The following is a 16,944-nucleotide window of genomic DNA, read 5'->3' as shown; positions in this document are numbered from 1 at the left end:
CAGTTCTTAAAGTGTGAATTTCCATGACGAAAAAAGCCCTGGTGACCGGCATTCTCGGTCAGGACGGCGCCTACCTCTCGCAGCTCCTCCTCGACAAGGGATACGAGGTATATGGACTGGTCCGGCGCTCCAGCACCTCGGAAGTCAACGATGTCCGCCTGAAGTGGCTGGGCATCGCCGACCGGGTGCAACTCCTCGACGGCGACCTGCTCGATCTTTCCGGCCTCACCCGCATGGTACGCGAGGTGGCGCCCGACGAGGTCTATAATCTGGCAGCCCAGTCCTTTGTGAAATCCTCCTGGCAGCAGCCGATCCTGACCGGCAACGTCACCGGGCTGGGCGTTACCAATGTGCTGGAGGCGGTCCGCCTGGAATGCCCGGGGGCGCGCTTCTATCAAGCGTCGTCCTCGGAAATGTACGGTCTCATCCAGGAGCCGATGCAGTCGGAGACTACGCCCTTCTATCCGCGCTCGCCTTATGCCGTCGCCAAGCTCTACGGGCACTGGATCACCGTCAACTACCGCGAGAGCTTCGGCATCCATGCCTCGAGTGGCATCCTCTTCAACCACGAGTCGCCGCTTCGCGGCCTCGAATTCGTGACCCGGAAGGTCACAGACGGTGTCGCGCGCATCAAGCTTGGACTGTCCAGCGAGCTTCGTCTCGGCAATATCGACGTCAAACGCGACTGGGGCCATTCGCGCGACTATGTCGAGGCGATGTGGCTGATGCTGCAGCAGGACGAGCCGGACGACTACGTCATCGCCACCGGGCGGACCGTGACCGTGCGCGACATGTGCCGCATCGCCTTCCAGCATGCGGGGCTCACCATGGACGATCACCTGGTGATCGACGAGAAACTGTTCCGGCCGGCCGAGGTGGACGTTCTCCTGGGCGATCCCACCAAGGCCCGGAACAAGCTCGGCTGGCAGTCGAAGACGACGCTGGAAGAGATGATCACGGAAATGGTCGACGCCGACCTGAAGCGCCTTCGGCCTTGAAGCTGCAGGCCGCGTCCGGCATGGTCGCGCCTGTTCCCTTTTAAGCCTCGACGGAGACCGAGCTTGACGAAACCCCGCGTGGCGGTCACCGGCGCGTCCGGCTTTGTCGGGCGATGGCTGATGCGTCACTTTGCCGAGCTTGGCGTCGCCGCGGTGCCGTTCTTTCCGCCGGGCATTCAAGGTCTTGGCAACACCGGACTGATCCGGGCGACCCTGACGGAGCTGCAGCCTGATTGCGTGGTGCATCTGGCGGCCATTGCGGCGCCCGCCGAGGCACGCCGCGATCCGCGCGCGGCTTTCGACGTCAACCTGACCGGCACCTTGAACCTCGCGGAAGCCATTCTGGCTTGCTCCCCGCGGACGCGGCTCGTGTTTGCCGGCAGCTCGGAAGCCTATGGCCGCAGCTTCAATCATTTCCCCAAGGGCCTGACCGAGAGCGCGCCGCTAGAGCCGGCCACCCTCTACGGCGTCACCAAGGCCTCGGCCGATCTGCTGCTCGGGCAGATGGCCGGCAGCGGGCTCGACACGGTGCGTTTTCGCCCGTTCAACCACACCGGCCCCGGGCAGGCCGACGTCTATGTCGTCTCGGCTTTCGCACGGCAGATCGCCGAGATCGAGAAGGGCCGGCAGCTGCCGGTCGTGGCTGTCGGTGATCTTGAGGCGGAGCGCGACTTCCTCGACGTCCGGGACGTGGTCAGGGCCTATGCGCTGGCGGCTCTTTTGCCTGAAAGCCTGCCGCAGGGGATCGCCATCAATCTCGCCAGCGGCACGGCGCGCCGGATCTCGACCGTTCTGGAAGCGCTCTTGGCGATGAGCCCGCAGGCGATCACGGTCACCCAGGATCCGGCGCGCATGCGCGCCAACGAGATCGCGCGCGCCGTCGGCGACGGCGCCCGCGCGCGGGAGCTTCTCGGCTGGTCTCCGAGCATCCCGTTCGAGACGACGCTGCATGACGTGCTGGAGCATTGGCGGGCCGCGGACCGCCCTCTCTGAAAGGTGCTCGCGGCGGGCGCGCGGCACACTTGCGGCGATCCATAGCTGGATATATCGGACCGCCGGTCCAGATGTTTTCCGATGCCGTCTCGGCACGGTCACTCTCGGACGATTCCGAGGCAGGAAGCGAATGAATATGGCAGATCCGTCGCACAAGATTCTGATGGTTATTCCGTCGATCGAGGGCGGCCGCCTGCTGGAGCGGATGCTGCCGACGCTGCGCTTTGCGCCGTCCAGCATCGTCGTCCTCGACCAGGGCAGCACCGACACGACGGAGGCCGTGTGCGCGGCGGCCGGGGTCGAGATCGTCCAGCTCGGCCATCCCCATACCTACACGCAGGCCTGCAACATCGGCGCCGATCTGGCCCGCAGCCGCGGCCTCGATTATGTCTGCGTCTCCAACAACGACATCGTGTTCCGCACCGACGTGATGGGCGAGATGCTGGCGGAGATGGAGCGCGATCCGCGGCTCGGCATCGTCGCGCCCTCGCAGAACATCATCGAGGAAAACAGCAACGAGCAGCCGCTGTCCTACCGGGTTTTCTGGAACCTCGACCGGGTCGATTTCTTCCACGACACACACCCCGCCGAGGGGGCGGCGACGCGTCTGGAGTCCGACTTCTGCGAGCTGACCTGCGCGCTCGTCCGCCTCTCGGCGGTCGAGGAGATCGGATTTCTGGACGACGAGTTCGGCTTCTACCACGAGGATGCCGATTTCGGGTTCCGCCTGCGGCAGGCGGGCTACAGCTGTGCCTATCTTCCGGCCTCGCAGATCGACCATTTCTCGAGCTCGACCTTCAACCAGGAGAAGCTGGCCCGCAAGGCCGACTATATCGCCAAGAACAAGCTCTACTTTGCTGAGAAGCATCTCGGCCTCGGCGTCCACCTGGCCGAGCCGGACCCGCGGTCAGAGGAAGAGAAGGATGTCAGCACCGGGCGGCTGTATTCCTACCTCCGGCGCTTCGGGCTGATCGACAAGAATGCGCCGGAACTCGTCCTGTCCCATGCGGACGCCGACACCGGCGACTATCTCTACACCAGCTTCGAGGGCGACAACCTTCCCGAAGGCTGGCTTGCCCACAAGGACCGCTACCGCGCCGTCTTCGCCGCCTCGCGTCGGATGCGGGATGCCTTTGCCGACGCGGGATTTGCCAACTGCTTCCACATCCCGCGCGGGGTCGAGACGGACATCTTCCATCCGTCGGGTCCGGCCGTCCGTTTCTTCGACGAGCCGACCTATCTCGCCGTTCTCGGCGAGGGGGAGCGTCGGTCCGCCGATGCCATCCTCGCAGCATGGCGCCGCTTCGTGGCGGATGGAAAATCGGCACGACTGGTCCTGATGGGGCCCGGCCTTTTGACCGGACTGCCGGCCAGGCCGGACAGCAGCTATCGCTGGTCGGGTTTCGAGATCGCGCGTTTTAACGCCGAGCGGATCGACGTCTACCAGACGCTTACGCCGGTGAGCGTGCAGGAGAGGGCGCGGATCTTCCGGAGCGTCGACTTCACGATCGCTGGCGAGAGCGCCGATCAGGCCTTCATGACCATCATCGAGGCCGAGGCTTGCGGGGTGCCGTGCCTGTTCAGCCGTGACGGATCGCTCGGCGAGCTCGCTTTCGAGGGAGGGCTTTCGTTTTCGGGAGGCGATGCGGTCGGCGAGGCGTCACCGGAACAGGGCACGGCGGCGGCGTATGTCGACGGGCTGTTGCACCAGCTGGAAGGCAGCTTTGGTCTTGGCCTTGCCGAACGCCGGCGGATAGGCGAGCGCGGGCTCTACGAGGTCCGCAACCGATATACCCTGCGCCATACGGCAATGGCGCTGCGGCACGCCCTTTCGCAGCTGCAGACACGCGATCCGAGTGCCATCGTCGAAAGCCTCAGGCGGCGACAGCCTCTGGTGCAGGCGATCGCTCTCGACGGCGAGCAGGCCGGGACCTCCTCGCTCATGGCGCGCCGCCTCAGCGGCCTTGCCGCGCGCCGGGTCCAGACGGCGGGGCGCCTGACGCTGCAGCTCGGGACGCTCTGGGAAGAGCAAGGCTTCGGCAATGCCAGCCGGGCGACGCTCGGCGAACTCGGACACTTCCTGCGGTCTCGTTCGGACAGGGTGGTGCGTTTGCGGCAAGGCGCCGGCAAGCGCCTGAGGCGGACGGGCCAATCCGCCCTCGATGTCTACCGCCGCCGCATCGCGCCGCTCGCTGGCTCGGCGCTTCTGATAGGCTACATCGATGCGCAGCTCGGCCTCGGGCAGTCGCTGCGCGGCATGGCGCTGGCCCTTTTGAAGACCCGCACGCCGTTCGCCATCTATCCCTTCGGCATCGGCGTGGAGGGACGCCGCGCGGGCCCCTACATGCCCGAGCGTTACGATTTGAACCGCGCCCACGCCGTCAACGTCATCGAGGTGACGCCCGACGAGCTGGCGACCGTCTTCGGCAACATCAGCGCACTGCACTTCGACCGCAGCTACAATGTCCTGCGCACCTATTGGGAACTCGGAAAAGCGCCGGAAAGCTGGCGTCCGAAACTTGAGGCCGTCGACGAGATCTGGGCCCCCAACGACTTCGTGGCCGAGAGCTTCCGAACGATCTTCGACAAGACGATCACGGTGGTCCCGCCTTGCGTCATGTTGCCGGAGGTCGAGAGCGATGGCCGAAGCCGGTTCGAGCTCGAGGACGATCGCCGGTACTTCCTGTTTTCGTTCGACTATTATTCGTTCCCGCAGCGCAAGAACCCGCTGGCGGTGGTGCGGGCCTTCCGAAAGGCCTTTCCGGACCCGTCGAGCCGCGTCGGCCTGATCGTCAAGTCGACGGGCGCGGAGGGCCATTTCCCCGAGATCAAGGAAGCGCTTCTCACTGCGGCGCGGAATGATCGCCGGATCCGGATCATCGACCGGTCGCTGTCGCGTTCCGACATGTTCGCCTTGATGAACGCTGCCGATTGCTATGTCTCGCTGCACCGCGCCGAGGGCTTTGGCCTCGGGATGGCGGAGGCCATGGCGATGGGCAAGCCCGTCATAGCCACGAACTATTCCGGCAACACGGAGTTTCTGCGCGACGATACCGGCTATCCCGTCCCCTTCCGCCTGAAGCGGGTCGGGCCCGACGACTACGTCTATGCCGAGGGTCAGGTCTGGGCCGATCCGGACGAGGCGGCTTGCGCGGCGGCGATGGCCCGCGTCGTCGCCGATCCGCAGGAGGCCGCGCTGAAGGCCAAGGCCGGCCAGGCCTTCATCGAAGAGCGATACGGCCCGGCCAATGTCGGCCGGATCGTCGAGACGCGTTTGGCCGAGATCCATGCGGCCTTGCCGCCAGCGGCCGCCCGCAAGCTCTGATCGCAGCGCGGGTCGCGGTCAGCGACCGGCGAGCTTCTTGAGGAGACGCCGAAGGGGCGCGGGAAGCGCACGGTAGGCTGGGGCAAGAAAGCGGAGAATACGTATCCGCATCGGTACCGCCGGTGGCGGCGGGGCAAAGGCGGCCGAGGCGGGTGAGACGTAGGGCGCGGGGAACAGGAAGTTCGGCTCTTCGGTATGGGCCTGCGTCGCCGAGAGTAGGCTCGATTCCGGAGTGTCCGGGCCGGAGGCCATGAGGACCGGCATCGCGACGCTGAGGAACCCCTGGCGCCGCGCCTCGACCGGAAACAGCCGCTCCATGCCATGCGCCATCGTCCCGTCGAGCTGCCCTTCCTCTGGTTCGAAGAGCGGCGGAAGCCCCGCATCCGCCAGCGCCGCCAGAGCGGGACGGCGAAACCAGAACATGCTGCCCGCGGCGAAATAGGCGCCCTCCATGTCCCCGTCGGTGAGGCCGTCGCCGACCACCGACATGGTCCGCTGCATCGCCGGTCCGTTGACGAGGATCCAGGGTTTTACCGGCAGGCAGAAGCCCGAGGGTGTCACGAAGCCGATCCGCGGATCACCGGCGATCTTCGCCACGATCGCCTCGGTGCCCTCCGGCGACGGCAGGAGGGAATCCAGCAGTTCGGCCCGCCATTGCGCGCCATCGGCCCGCTGCGGCGATTTCTTGGTGTGCAGCTTCAGGCCGATTTCGAAGTGCTCGGTTTCGGCGAGCGCCCGCAGGAACGGCAGGATGTCCCGCCCCCGGTTTTCCACCATGATGGAGCGGTGAGACAGGAGATGCGGCGTTTTCGGCAATGCGAGATCGCCCATCGGGCGCGATGTGGTCATCACCAGGTGAAAGGGGAGGGTCAGCCGCCGGGCGATAAGGCCCGACATCTCCTGCCAGATCTCGGGGTAGTGGATGTGGACGAGAACCGTCACCGGTGTTGCGGACGAAGATACGGGTAGCGGCATGACGGTCCCACCGAGCGACGAACCGGGGCCTTATCTCCGGCGGTACCTGGCGGGTCAATGCAGTAAGCGCCCCGGGCTCGCCGACCGGCGCATTGGGTGCCGCGACAGCGCGGCATCGAGGCAGGCGGCGGGTCGCTAGAGCCCGGCAGCGCCATAAAGGCGCAGCCCTCTCACGCCAAGCGCGATGACTGGTCTGCCTTGATGGCCTTCAGGCGTTCGAGAATCCGCACGCTGGCAGCCTCGACGGACAGGTGATTCTTGGCGTCGGCCCTGGCCCGCTCGCCAAGAGCAGCCGCCCGTGCCGGGTTGTCGTAGAGCCCGCGCATCAGCCTAGCGGCATGGTCCGTCAATGGCTCGGCCCAGTGGTAGGACGCCTCGTAAGGCGGGATGTCACGGCCGAGCTCTACGATATCGCAGTCGACCAGGAGGCTGTTCTCGTCGGTCATGAAGTCGAGATTGCCGGAATAGCGCGTGGCGATCACCGGCTTGCCGAGCATCATCGCCTCGGCCATCGTCAGTCCGAGGCCCTCGCTCCGGTGCAGCGACACGTAGGCGTCGCAGGCCTCGGTCAGCGACAGCGTCTCGTCCGCCGTGAAGGTCTGGTCGATGATGTAGATGTTGGCACCCTCGATGGCCTGCAGGAGCTCGCCGACCTCGCTGCCCTCATAGCCGTTGGTGGTGGTCTTCAGGATGAGGTCGACCGGTTCGGACGGATCGAACGCCTGGCGGAAGGCGCGGATGAGGCCGAGCGGGTTCTTGCGTTCCATGATGCTGCTCATGTGGAACGAGAAGAGGAAGGTGAAGCGTCCCTCGCGCCAGCCGGGCACGCCGAAAGCCTCGCGCGGGCGCACCCGGAACGGCGCCAGGCGGACGCCGGGGAACAGCGTCTGAACCGGGACCGTCAAGGTTTTGCGCAGGGCGCCGGCGACGAACTCCGTCGCCGTCCAGACCTCGTCGACCGTCGCGGCACGCTCGGCCCAGTGCGCCGGCACCTCGTCGAACTCCCAGTACCAGTAGCCGATCCGGTAGGGTTTCGGCGAACGCTCCGCCAGATCCGCGACCTCGTAGGCTCCGACAAAATGCGGATCCGGCTGGGCGTGGATGATGGTGACGTCGTAGGCTTCCAGGCCCCCGAAGCTGTCGTGGTGCGGCTCGTCGCGCAAGGTGGTGCGCAGATCGCGCTGCGACACCCCGCCGCCACCGACGGCAATCGCGCCAGACAGAGATTCCGCCGAGACGCGGAGGCCCGACGGGTAGCAGAAATGCCCGAGGATAGTGGCACCGGGAAGGGCGAGTTTTGCCGCGGTGCCGTCGCCGGCGCGATCGGCACACCACGAGGTCAGCCCCGCGTCCAGCGATCCATTGCCGCCGCCGAGCCAGGCGAGCAGCGCCGCCGCGCCCTCAGGGGTCGCAAAGGCGTTCGGATGGGCGGCCTGCCAGTCCGCACGGGCGTAGTAGGCGAGCCTCAGCTCCTCGCTCGGCGTCAGGCCTGGCTGCCAATGTTCGGGCCGCAGCCAGGACGCCGAGGAGGGGATCAGATACCGCTCGGACAGCCAGATGGCGAAGGCGTCGGCGCCGAACCGCGTCAAGCCGGCAGGGTGCGCCTGCTGCCAGGCCGGGGTGAAGCGGTAGGTCTTGACGAGGGCGGCGGCCGGATCCTCTGCCGTTGCCATGAGAAACCACCAGATTGCCTCGAGGCGCAGTCCGGCCTCGTCGTCGCCATGCCGCAGCAGCCAGGTAGCCAGTCCCCTTTGGCCGGCCGGGACGAGGCCAAGCGGATAGGCCGCCCGGAGATCGCCGCGGTGGAAATAGGTGCTGAGGCAGGCGGCGCCGGGGTCTCCACCGAGGGCATCGGCGATGTGACGATGCGCCTCGCTCGGCAGACGAAGCTGGTCGGCACCCTCTGCTGCAAGCCAGCGGATAAACGCGCCTTGTGGGCCTCCGCTTAGGGCTTTCGGAAACCGCTGGCGCAGATCTTGCCGCGTGCGCAGGAGATCGATGATCCAGCGCACCGCGCCCCAATGGTCGGCGATGGCCGCCACCGGCTGCGGCGGCCAGAGGAGCGAAGCCGACGGCAGCTCCGTCGCCGCCTGGACCTCGGCGAGGTCGTAGAGGTCGAGCTCGGTCTCCCGCAGCGGGTGTTCCGATAGGAGGCGCAAGACGATGGTCTTCAGATTGTCGCTGATGTCCGGCTCGCCCGGCTGGCGAAGCGCGATGGCCGGCTGGTGGGGGCTGAGGGCGGGATGCAGATAGGGGTCTTCGTCCACACCGAGGCGCCGCACCTCCTGCGCCGAGCGGGCCATGTCCTCCATCGGGTTCTCGTGCCCGCGGCTGGCGCCCTCGTGATGGGTGAGGACGGCGAAGGGCGTATAGGCGGTCCGCCAGCCGGCGCGGTGCGCGCGAAGGCAGAGCGCGACATCGCTGTTGGCGATGCGGTAGGCCTCGTCGAAGCCGCCGACGCGGTCGAAGACCTCGCGCCGCACCATCTGGCAGGCGCCCATGATGGCCAGCCAGTTGCGGGTCTGGTTGGTCGAGCCGAAGGGGCCCCATGCGCTTTCGTCCGCCTTGTAGGATAGGAGCGCGAAGAGGTGGATGCCGACACCGACGCCGGCATGTTGAAGCTCGCCGGTGGGATAGCGCAGCTTGGCGCCCACGATGCCGACGCCGGGAAGGCTCGCCACGCGCACCAGTTCGCTGAGCCAGCCGCTCTCGACCACCTCGATGTCGTTGTTGAGAAAGAGCAGGTAGTCGCCGCGGGCTTCGCGGGCGCCGCGGTTGCAGACGGCCGAATAGTTGAAGGCGCCGCTGAAGGTGACGACGCGAACCCGCTCGTCGCGCTCGAGCTCGGTATAAAGATCGAAGATCGCCGCATCGTAGGAATTGTTCTCGACGATGATGATCTCGAGCCGCTGATAGGCGGTCTCCTCGAGAAGACCGCGGACGCAGCGCTGCAGCATCTCGGCATTGTTGCGGTTCGGAATGATAACCGAAACCAGCAGCGCGTCGGGGATGGCCCAGGACGAGCGCTGGGTTCCGTCGGGCTGCGTCTCCACCGCCGGTTCGTCGATGCCGAGCCCTTGCCAGTAACCGCGAAGCACCGCGCGGTGGTCCGCGGCCGCGATGCTCTCGGGCGCCGGGCGGTCCCGGTCGCTGCCGGGCGCGCGGTGGCAGAGAACCTGGGGAACCCGCAAGATCGCCTCGCCGCTTGTCCCGGTCCCGTCCGCCAGCCGGAGGTTCAGGCTCCATTCCGCCCCGGCTGCATCGCTCGGCCGGAAACCGCCGGCTGCGGCGACGGCGGTCCGCGCCAGGAAAGTGCCCCGGCCGAAATAGTTGTAGGCCTGCAGCAGCTGCAGCGAGAAGGACGGCTTGAACTGCGGCCGGCTGCGGCCGCCGCTGGCCGACATCTCGTCCTCGTCCCCGTAGACGGCGGCGATGTCGTGCCTGCCGTCGGTCGCCCCGGCGATTGCCGCAAGGCTGCCCGGCGCCAGCCGGTCGCCGGGATCGAGCACGGCGACGAAACGGCCGGCTGCCTCTCCGGCCAAGGCGGCGAGGACCGCTCCCCGGCTGGCCGAGGCGGGGATTGTCACGCGCTTGATTCTTCCATCATCGCCGATCGCCGGAGATCCCTCGGGCGTGGCGATGAGACATTCCCAGTCGGCGAAGAGCTGGCCCGTCAGCGAGGCGATCGTGGCGGCTAGCGCGCCCTCGTCGGCGGGCGCGCCGTCGGACACGGCGCCCGGAACGAGAATGCTGAACCGCAGGACCGTGGCACCGTCCGGGTCGACAAAAGGTTCGGCCGGGCGGTCACCTTGCGTCTCGAACAGCTGGATCCAGTCCTGATAAGCCTGGTTGTCGGGATCGGCGGGGGCGAACAGCGGCGCCAGCGTCTCCATCAACTCCCCCGGCTCCCCGCGCTGGCGCAGGAGCGCGAGACGCTGGCGCGTCTTCCACGGGGTCGCCGCCCACCAGAGTGCCTTGAGGATGCGGCGACCGTGCCACCGCACCGGTGCCGGCACGCGCGAGGCCAGCCGGAGCACGTGCGTCAGCACCTGCCACGACGTCGAGGTCAGCACGGCATCGCGCTCGGCCCTGACGGCCGCGGTTGCTGCTTGCTCCGCGCTCAGCGCTGCCGCAAGGCTGGCAGCCTCCATCTGTCGGTCGGCGCTTTCATGCGTCAGCCGCTCGATCTGCCTTTCGGCATTCTGGGTACGCAGCGCGGCCTCGTTCGCGCGCTTGACGGCCTCGCTCGCCCGCTGCGCAAGCTCGCGCGCCCAGGCGCTCTCCCTGTCCCGCGCAGCGCTCGCCTTTTCACGCGCGGCCTCGGCCCGGTCGAACGCCTGGCGAAGGGCGTTTTCGCTTCGCTCGAGCTCGGCGATCCGCCGGGCTGAAGCGTCGCCCTGAGACGATGCCGGGTCGTTCGGCAGTGCCGGCTCATCCTTGCCGGATGGGGCGTCGGACGGCTGGGGAGATGACGTCACGCAAGGCCTCTTGCCGGGTTGGTCGAGCCTGCTGCCGCAGGCGCGAAAGCATTCGCGGTACCTTTAAACGCTGATTTGAGGCAATCCAACGATCTGTCGGCGAAATGCGACCGTCCGCCGCTATGGCGCTTCTTGTGCGCGGGGCCCCTTGGCGAAGTGCCTTGCGGAGCCAAACCGCATCCGTCCTTCTGGCGTCCCGACGCTTGTCGCCAGGGCGGGAAGGTTGGCAGGCCTTGCGGTCTCGGGAAAGCGTGGCGTTCGGGACGTGCGGGGTGACGGGATGAGGGTTTAATCCCCTCATCTGTATTTCTTTTTAGTTCGATATGTATTCCACCCAAACGAGTCGGCTGTTGCTGTCGGAGCAGTGGCTCTGATACGGTCTATCAAAGCATTAATAAATGTAGAAAAAATATAAGGCATGCGAACCAGGCGGAGGCTGTCATGTTCCATTGCGCGCTGGCCGACGAAGCTTTGGGCGTCGCAGGCGGATGCCTTTGCCGGCAGCCGGGTTTTGCACGGCTCAATGGTCTCCTGACGCAACGGCTCTCCCGCCGCTCCGTCCTGGCAGGGGCGGGCGCTGTTCTGGCGGTTTCGGCTTTCGGGGCGGGGGAGTCCCGTGCCCGGTCCCCGGCGCCGCCGCCCGGCCCGGTCGTCTTTCGAAACGTCAGGCTGTTCGACGGGGTTTCGGATCGGCTCCGCGACGGCATCACGGTGGTCGTCGCCGGAAACACGATCCTGTCGGTCGAGGCCGGCGAACGGGTGGCCGGTCCGGGTGACCTCGTCATCGACGGCGGCGGGCGCACGTTGATGCCCGGGCTGATCGACAATCACTGGCACGCGATGATGGCGGCGTTGAGCCTGACGACGCTGCTGACGGCGGATGTCGGCTACATCAACCTCGTCGCGGCGGACGAGGCCGAGAAGACCCTGATGCGCGGCTTCACCACCGTTCGCGACATGGCCGGACCGAGCTTCGGCCTGAAGCGGGCGATCGATACCGGACTGGTCCGCGGCCCGCGCATCTGGCCGTCCGGCGCGATGATCTCGCAAACCTCCGGCCACGGCGACTTCCGGCTGCCTTACGAGGTGCCGGCCGCCGCCAGCGCGCCGCTCAGCCGCGGCGAGGTCGTCGGCGGCGGCATGATCGCCGACGGCGTCGACGAGGTGCTGAAGCGGGTGCGCGAGCAGCTGATGATGGGCGCCAGCCAGATCAAGCTGTCGGCGGGGGGCGGCGTCGCATCGAACTACGACCCTCTCGACGTCAGCCAGTATACCGAGCCGGAGTTCCGGGCCGCGGTCGAGGCCGCCGAGAACTGGGGCACCTATGTCGCCGTCCACGCCTACACGCCGCGCGCCATCCAGATGGCGGTCCGCAGCGGCGTGCGCTGTATCGAGCACGGACAGCTGATGGACGACGAGACCGCGGCGATCATGGCCGAGAAGGCGGTCTGGCTGTGTGCCCAGCCCTTCCTCGACGACGCGGATGCCAACCGGCAACCCGAGGGCTCGCCCAATCGGGCGAAACAGATCCAGATGTCGCGCGGCACCGACACGGCCTATGCGCTGGCCAAGAAACACGGGCTGAAGACCGCCTGGGGGACCGACACGCTGTTCGACGCCCGGATGACCGCGCGCCAGGGGGCGCAACTCGCGAAGATGAAGCGCTGGTACAGCCCGATCGAAATCCTGAAGATGGCGACGGGTACGAATGCCGAACTTCTCGCCATGTCCGGTCTGCGCTCTCCCTATCCCGGCAAGCTCGGCGTCGTGGAGCCGGGGGCCTTGGCCGACCTCCTCCTCGTCGACGGGGATCCGACCGATGACATCGACCTCGTCGCCGATCCCGATGCGAACTTCAAGATCATCATGAAGGACGGGCTCGTCTACAAGAACGAGCTGCGGGCGTAAGCGGGATCGGCGGCCGGCGCAGGCTGGGAGTTTGCTCGTCCTCGTCTCAAGCAGGCTGCCATCTAACGCAGGCGCTGCTGACGCAATCGAGCGCGCGTCAGCGAAGCAGGCGGCTGGGCGGCGATCGTCAGTCCCTATTCGGGGCGGACTCGCCTTTCAGCGATCGCGGAGGCCATTTCTGGCCCCGGCGCTGACATGTGCGGAATGTAGATTAAAGTGGTGCGCCCGAAGAGATTCGAACTCCTGACCCCCAGATTCGTAGTCTGGTGCTCTATCCAGCTGAGCTACGGGCGCGACCGGCCGGTGGAGAACGTGTCCCCGTCCGGCAGTGAGCGGGTACTAAAGGCTGGTGCCGGCAAATGCAAGACGGTCGGGCAAGAAAGTTGGGCAGGAATGTCGCGCTCTCCTGCCATCGGGCCGGCTGAGACTGCCGCCGACCCAGCGCTTGCTTACCCCGCCGTGCCGACCGTGCCGGCCACGGGGACGCGCGGATTAACGTCGGAGGGAGCGCGGATTGCTGCGGCGGGCCGGGCGGGCAGGATGATGTCGAAGCGGGCGCCGGGCATGTCGGGGCCGAGGGTGATGCTGCCGCCGTGCGCCTCGACGATCTCAGCCGCGATGGCAAGCCCAAGCCCGGTGCCGCCGGCGCGGGTCGAGCCGCGAAACGCCTTGAAGAGGTGTTGCCTCGCCTGCTCTGGCAGGCCGGGGCCGGTATCCTCGACGGAAATCAGCGTGTCGCTGTCCGGCAGCTGGCGCGCCGCGATGGTGATGCGCCGCACCACGGCCTCGCTGTCCTCGCTCTCCAAGGCCTGGACCGAGTTGCGGCAGAGGTTGCTCAGCGCGCGGTAGAACTGATCGGGATCGACGTCGATCTCGCAGGCCTCGCCGACCGCGTTGACGACCTCGATGCTGCTGGACACGACGAGGGTCTCGATCACATCCTCGACCAGCCGCCGCAGCCGCACCTTGCGCTTGGCCGGCGGGCTTTCGACCGCCCGGCCGTAAGCGAGGACAGACTGGGTGTAGACGAGGGCGCGGTCGAGGCTGCGGATCAGCTGCGGGGCGAAGCGTTGGATCCGCGGGTCCTCGAGGTCAGACAGCCGGTCCGAAATCAGCTGCGCCGAGGCAAGGATGTTGCGAAGGTCATGGTTGATCTTCGAAACGGCGAGCCCGAGATCGGCGAGGTGGCGCTGCTCGCGCAAGGTCTTGGCGAGCGCCGTCTGCATTTCCGCGAGCTCCGCCTCGGCAAAGCCGATCTCGTCGGCACGGCCGGACGCGACGATGATCCGGTCGGCATCCGCCGGGTTCTCGCCGAAGCGGACCATCGAACGGGTCATGGCAGTGATCGGCCGGATCAAAAGCGCCGAGATCGCGAGATAGACGAGGATGGCGGCAAAGCTCGCGATCGCCAGCGAGAGCACGAAGATGTTGCGGGAATAGCCCAGCATCGCCCGGCGCAGCGGCGCTTCCTGGACCACGACCTCGGCAGTCATCCCGGCGTCGCCGACCGGTCCGTAGACCCGCATCGTCCGGTCGCTGCCGAACAGCAGCGTGTCGAAGGCGCCGCCGATGAGGCGCAGCCAGCTCTGGGTGCCGAGGTCGACCTGTATCTCGATGGCGCCGAGATCGTCGCTGCGGGCCAGCAGCCGCGACACGCCGCCGTCGACGATGGCGATCAGCTGGGCGTCCAGCGCGCGCAGCAGGCCCGCTTGCTGCTCGATCCCGAGCACCGGCCCGCCCTCGACCGTGACCTGCTCGACGGTCAGGCCGGCGATCGCTGCGGTCTCGATCTTCTGGCGCAGCCATTCCTTGCGGAAATTGGCGACCGACGGCACGAAGATCAGCACTTCGGCGATCATCACCGCGACCATGGTCAGGACGAGCAGGCGGCCGGACAGCCGGCGCAGCGGCGCCGTCGTCGCACCTTTCCGGCGCCATGCCTCGGGGGTTTCACGCCGCCAGTACAATGAAATCTGATCCTTCGAGGTCCTGCTGGGCGCGGGGGTGGCGGATGAACTGTCCGGTTATCCCCAGAGGGCCAGAAAGCGCGTCGCCGCCCGAATGAACCCGCGGCGCCCATAAGGAGCAAAATAGGCGGTCGCCGCCCTTTTTCCAATCTCGCCGAAGGTCGGGTAGGGGGAAATGAAATCCTGCAGCTGCCGCATGCCCATCCGCCGGGCGAGGGCCAGCGCCAGCAGGTTGGTGACCTCGCCTGCGCCGGTGCCCGCGACGCTCGCGCCGAGCAGCCGTCCCCGCCGTCCCACCACGAGCTTCAGCAGCCCATCGGTGCGCTTTTCCGTCTGCGCGCGGTCGTTCTCGCCATAGCCGACGGTCAGCACTTCCACGCTGAGCCCACGCGCCCGCGCCGCCGCCTCGGTGAGGCCGACATGGCCAAGCTCGGGGTCGGTGAAGGTGACGTGCGGCAGGCCGTCGAGGTTCTCGCGCACCGGCAGCCGGAAGAGGACGGCCCGCGCGACCAGCCCGGCATGATGGTTGGCGCGGTGGGTGAACTGCGGACCGCCCACGGCGTCGCCGATCGCGTAGACCCGGCGGTTGGCGGTGCGCAGGCTCTTGTCGACGGTGATGCCCGACCTGTCCGCCGCGATGCCGGCTTCCCGCAGCCCGAGCGAGCCGCTGTCGACCTCCCGGCCGATCGCGACGAGGAGATGGCTGCCGGTAACGGTCTCCCGCGCCCCGCCGGCACTACTGAGGGTCAGAGCGATCTCCCCGGCGCCGCCAGAGACGCCGAGCACTTGCGTCGTCTCGCGGATGTCGACCCCTTCGCTGATCAACCGATCGCGGACGATGGCGACAAGGTCCGGGTCGTCGCGCTTCAGCACCGTGCCGCTGTCGACCAGCGTGACGGCCGAGCCCAGCCGCCGAAAGGCCTGCGCCATTTCGAGGCCGATCGGGCCGCCGCCGATGACGAGGAGGTGCCGGGGAAGGGTGTCGAGCGCGAACAGCGTCTCGTTGGTAAGGAAAGGCACGGTGGCGAGCCCCTCGATCGCCGGTATCCTCGGCCTCGAGCCAGTGGCGAGGACAAAGCGCCTGGCGCGGATCAGCGTGCCGCCGGCGATCACCGTCTGCGGATCGACGAAACGCGCCTCGGCGGCGATCACGTCGACGCCGAGGCGTGTGAACCGTTCGATTGAATCGGCCGGGGCGATCGCCGCGATTACCCCGCGGACATGGGCCATGACGGCGGGAAAATCGACCTCTGGCGGCCCCGCCGAAATGCCGAAAGCGGGCGCCGCGCGGATCGCCGCCGCGTGCCGCGCCGCGGCGATGAGGGCCTTGGACGGCACGCAGCCATGGTTCAGGCAGTCGCCGCCCATCTTGCCCCGTTCGACGAGGACGACGGAAGTGCCGAAAGCCGCGGCGGCCGCGGCAAGGCTGAGGCCGCCCGATCCCGCGCCGATGATGCAGAGGTCGGGCGTCAGCACGCCGGTCTTGCGGCCGCGGCTCACGGACGGCCCGCCGGACCTGCCGCGGGCTGTGCCGCCGGGTCCGGCCGGATGACCCACTTCTTCAGGCCGAGGCCGGCCAGCGACAGCGCGGTCAGCCCGACGAGCGCGACGGTCAGCTGCCAGGTCATCAGGTCACTCAGCGACAGGCCGTCGACCTTGCCGGCGATCTTCAGCGCCCGCTCCAGGCCGCTGCCGAGGAAGGCATAGGTCATCGCCCCCGGAATGATGCCGAGGATGGTGGCGAGGACGAAGGTCTTCAGCGGGATGTCGAACAGCGCCGGGCCGATGTTGAGGGCGGCGACCGGCAGCAGCGGCGTCAAACGCAGCGCCAGGAGGTAGGTGAAGGCATTGCGGCGAAAACCTTCGGCGAAGCGCTGGACGCCAGTGCCCGCGCGGTTTCGCAGCACCGTCCCGAAAGCCGACCGCGCCGCGAGGAACAGGAGGGTTCCCCCGATCGTCGCGCCGAGGATGGCGATGAGGCCGCCGATCCACCAGCCGAACAGGAAGCCGGCGGCGACGGTGAGGATGACCGGGGCAGGGAAGATGAAGGCGATGGCGATGGTATAGAGAACCACCGATCCGGTCACCGCGAGGACGAAGTGCTTGGAGACAGCAGCCTTCAGCGCAGTCCGGCTGGCATAGAGCTGATCGAGCGACAGGTATTCCTTGACGCCGCAGGCATAGGCGAGCGCCAGTCCGGCGACGATAAGCGCGATGGGCGCATAGCGCCACCATGACTGAACCTGCATTGGTACTGTCTAACCCTTGCCGCCAGTCTCGCCTTCTAGGGGGGATAGGCG

General features: G+C 67.5%; 9 protein-coding genes and 1 tRNA gene. 4 read left to right on the top strand and 6 right to left on the bottom strand.

All coding sequences use genetic code 11. The features are described 5' to 3' along the window. The first annotated feature begins 23 nt into the window (after window positions 1-23). The 3 genes from gmd (at window position 24) to ACZLZQ_RS02165 (ending at window position 5,316) form a co-directional block, all read left to right on the top strand. On the top strand, window positions 24-998 hold the full coding sequence (gene gmd / locus ACZLZQ_RS02175; RefSeq protein ID WP_472947917.1) for a GDP-mannose 4,6-dehydratase: 975 nt from the start codon (window positions 24-26) through the stop codon (window positions 996-998). A gap of 63 nt (window positions 999-1,061) precedes the next feature. After that, window positions 1,062-1,991 (top strand): GDP-mannose 4,6-dehydratase, encoded by a 930-nt coding sequence (locus tag ACZLZQ_RS02170; protein ID WP_472947916.1) that lies wholly within the window; start codon window positions 1,062-1,064, stop codon window positions 1,989-1,991. 136 nt (window positions 1,992-2,127) lie between these two features. Beyond that, complete coding sequence (locus tag ACZLZQ_RS02165; RefSeq protein ID WP_472947915.1) at window positions 2,128-5,316, top strand: glycosyltransferase; 3,189 nt, start codon at window positions 2,128-2,130, stop codon at window positions 5,314-5,316. A gap of 18 nt (window positions 5,317-5,334) precedes the next feature. Here ACZLZQ_RS02165 and ACZLZQ_RS02160 read toward each other — a convergent pair whose 3' ends face one another. After that, window positions 5,335-6,291, bottom strand: a complete 957-nt coding sequence (locus ACZLZQ_RS02160; protein WP_472947914.1) for a rhamnan synthesis F family protein — start codon at window positions 6,289-6,291, stop codon at window positions 5,335-5,337. Window positions 6,292-6,461: 170 nt separating this feature from the next. After that, window positions 6,462-10,769: a glycosyltransferase gene (locus tag ACZLZQ_RS02155; protein ID WP_472947912.1), complete on the bottom strand. Its 4,308-nt coding sequence runs from the start codon at window positions 10,767-10,769 to the stop codon at window positions 6,462-6,464. Window positions 10,770-11,210: 441 nt separating this feature from the next. Between ACZLZQ_RS02155 and ACZLZQ_RS02150 the strand changes: the two genes are divergently transcribed. Next, window positions 11,211-12,677 carry a metal-dependent hydrolase family protein gene (locus tag ACZLZQ_RS02150; protein WP_472947911.1) on the top strand — a complete coding sequence of 489 codons (1,467 nt, stop codon included), beginning with the start codon at window positions 11,211-11,213 and terminating at the stop codon, window positions 12,675-12,677. Window positions 12,678-12,894: 217 nt separating this feature from the next. On the opposite strand, the gene ACZLZQ_RS02145 is transcribed toward ACZLZQ_RS02150, so the two are convergent. The 4 genes from ACZLZQ_RS02145 to ACZLZQ_RS02130 form a co-directional block, all read right to left on the bottom strand. Further along, window positions 12,895-12,971: transfer RNA gene (locus tag ACZLZQ_RS02145), tRNA-Arg, on the bottom strand. 155 nt (window positions 12,972-13,126) lie between these two features. After that, complete coding sequence (locus tag ACZLZQ_RS02140; RefSeq protein WP_472947910.1) at window positions 13,127-14,644, bottom strand: sensor histidine kinase; 1,518 nt, start codon at window positions 14,642-14,644, stop codon at window positions 13,127-13,129. 57 nt (window positions 14,645-14,701) lie between these two features. Beyond that, the gene (locus ACZLZQ_RS02135) at window positions 14,702-16,144 is read right to left on the bottom strand and encodes a dihydrolipoyl dehydrogenase family protein (protein WP_472947907.1); all 1,443 of its coding nucleotides are present in this window, start codon (window positions 16,142-16,144) and stop codon (window positions 14,702-14,704) included. Next, window positions 16,141-16,893 carry a TVP38/TMEM64 family protein gene (locus ACZLZQ_RS02130; RefSeq protein WP_472947906.1) on the bottom strand — a complete coding sequence of 251 codons (753 nt, stop codon included), beginning with the start codon at window positions 16,891-16,893 and terminating at the stop codon, window positions 16,141-16,143. The genes ACZLZQ_RS02135 and ACZLZQ_RS02130 overlap by 4 nt, the downstream gene beginning before the upstream one ends. Window positions 16,894-16,944 lie beyond the last annotated feature (51 nt).

The organism is Mesocryomonas lacus (assembly GCF_055730105.2).
Note: the sequence above shows the minus strand (reverse complement) of the source record. Positions and strands in the feature narration are given on the sequence as shown.

Bases quoted from the DNA above. Each gene is read 5' to 3' on its own strand.
- gmd (WP_472947917.1), top strand. From the start codon at position 24: ATGACGAAAAAAGCCCTGGTGACCGGCATTCTCGGTCAGGACGGCGCC.
- ACZLZQ_RS02165 (WP_472947915.1), top strand. From the start codon at position 2,128: ATGGCAGATCCGTCGCACAAGATTCTGATGGTTATTCCGTCGATCGAG.
- ACZLZQ_RS02160 (WP_472947914.1), bottom strand. From the start codon at position 6,291: ATGCCGCTACCCGTATCTTCGTCCGCAACACCGGTGACGGTTCTCGTC.
- ACZLZQ_RS02150 (WP_472947911.1), top strand. From the start codon at position 11,211: ATGTTCCATTGCGCGCTGGCCGACGAAGCTTTGGGCGTCGCAGGCGGA.
- ACZLZQ_RS02130 (WP_472947906.1), bottom strand. From the start codon at position 16,893: ATGCAGGTTCAGTCATGGTGGCGCTATGCGCCCATCGCGCTTATCGTC.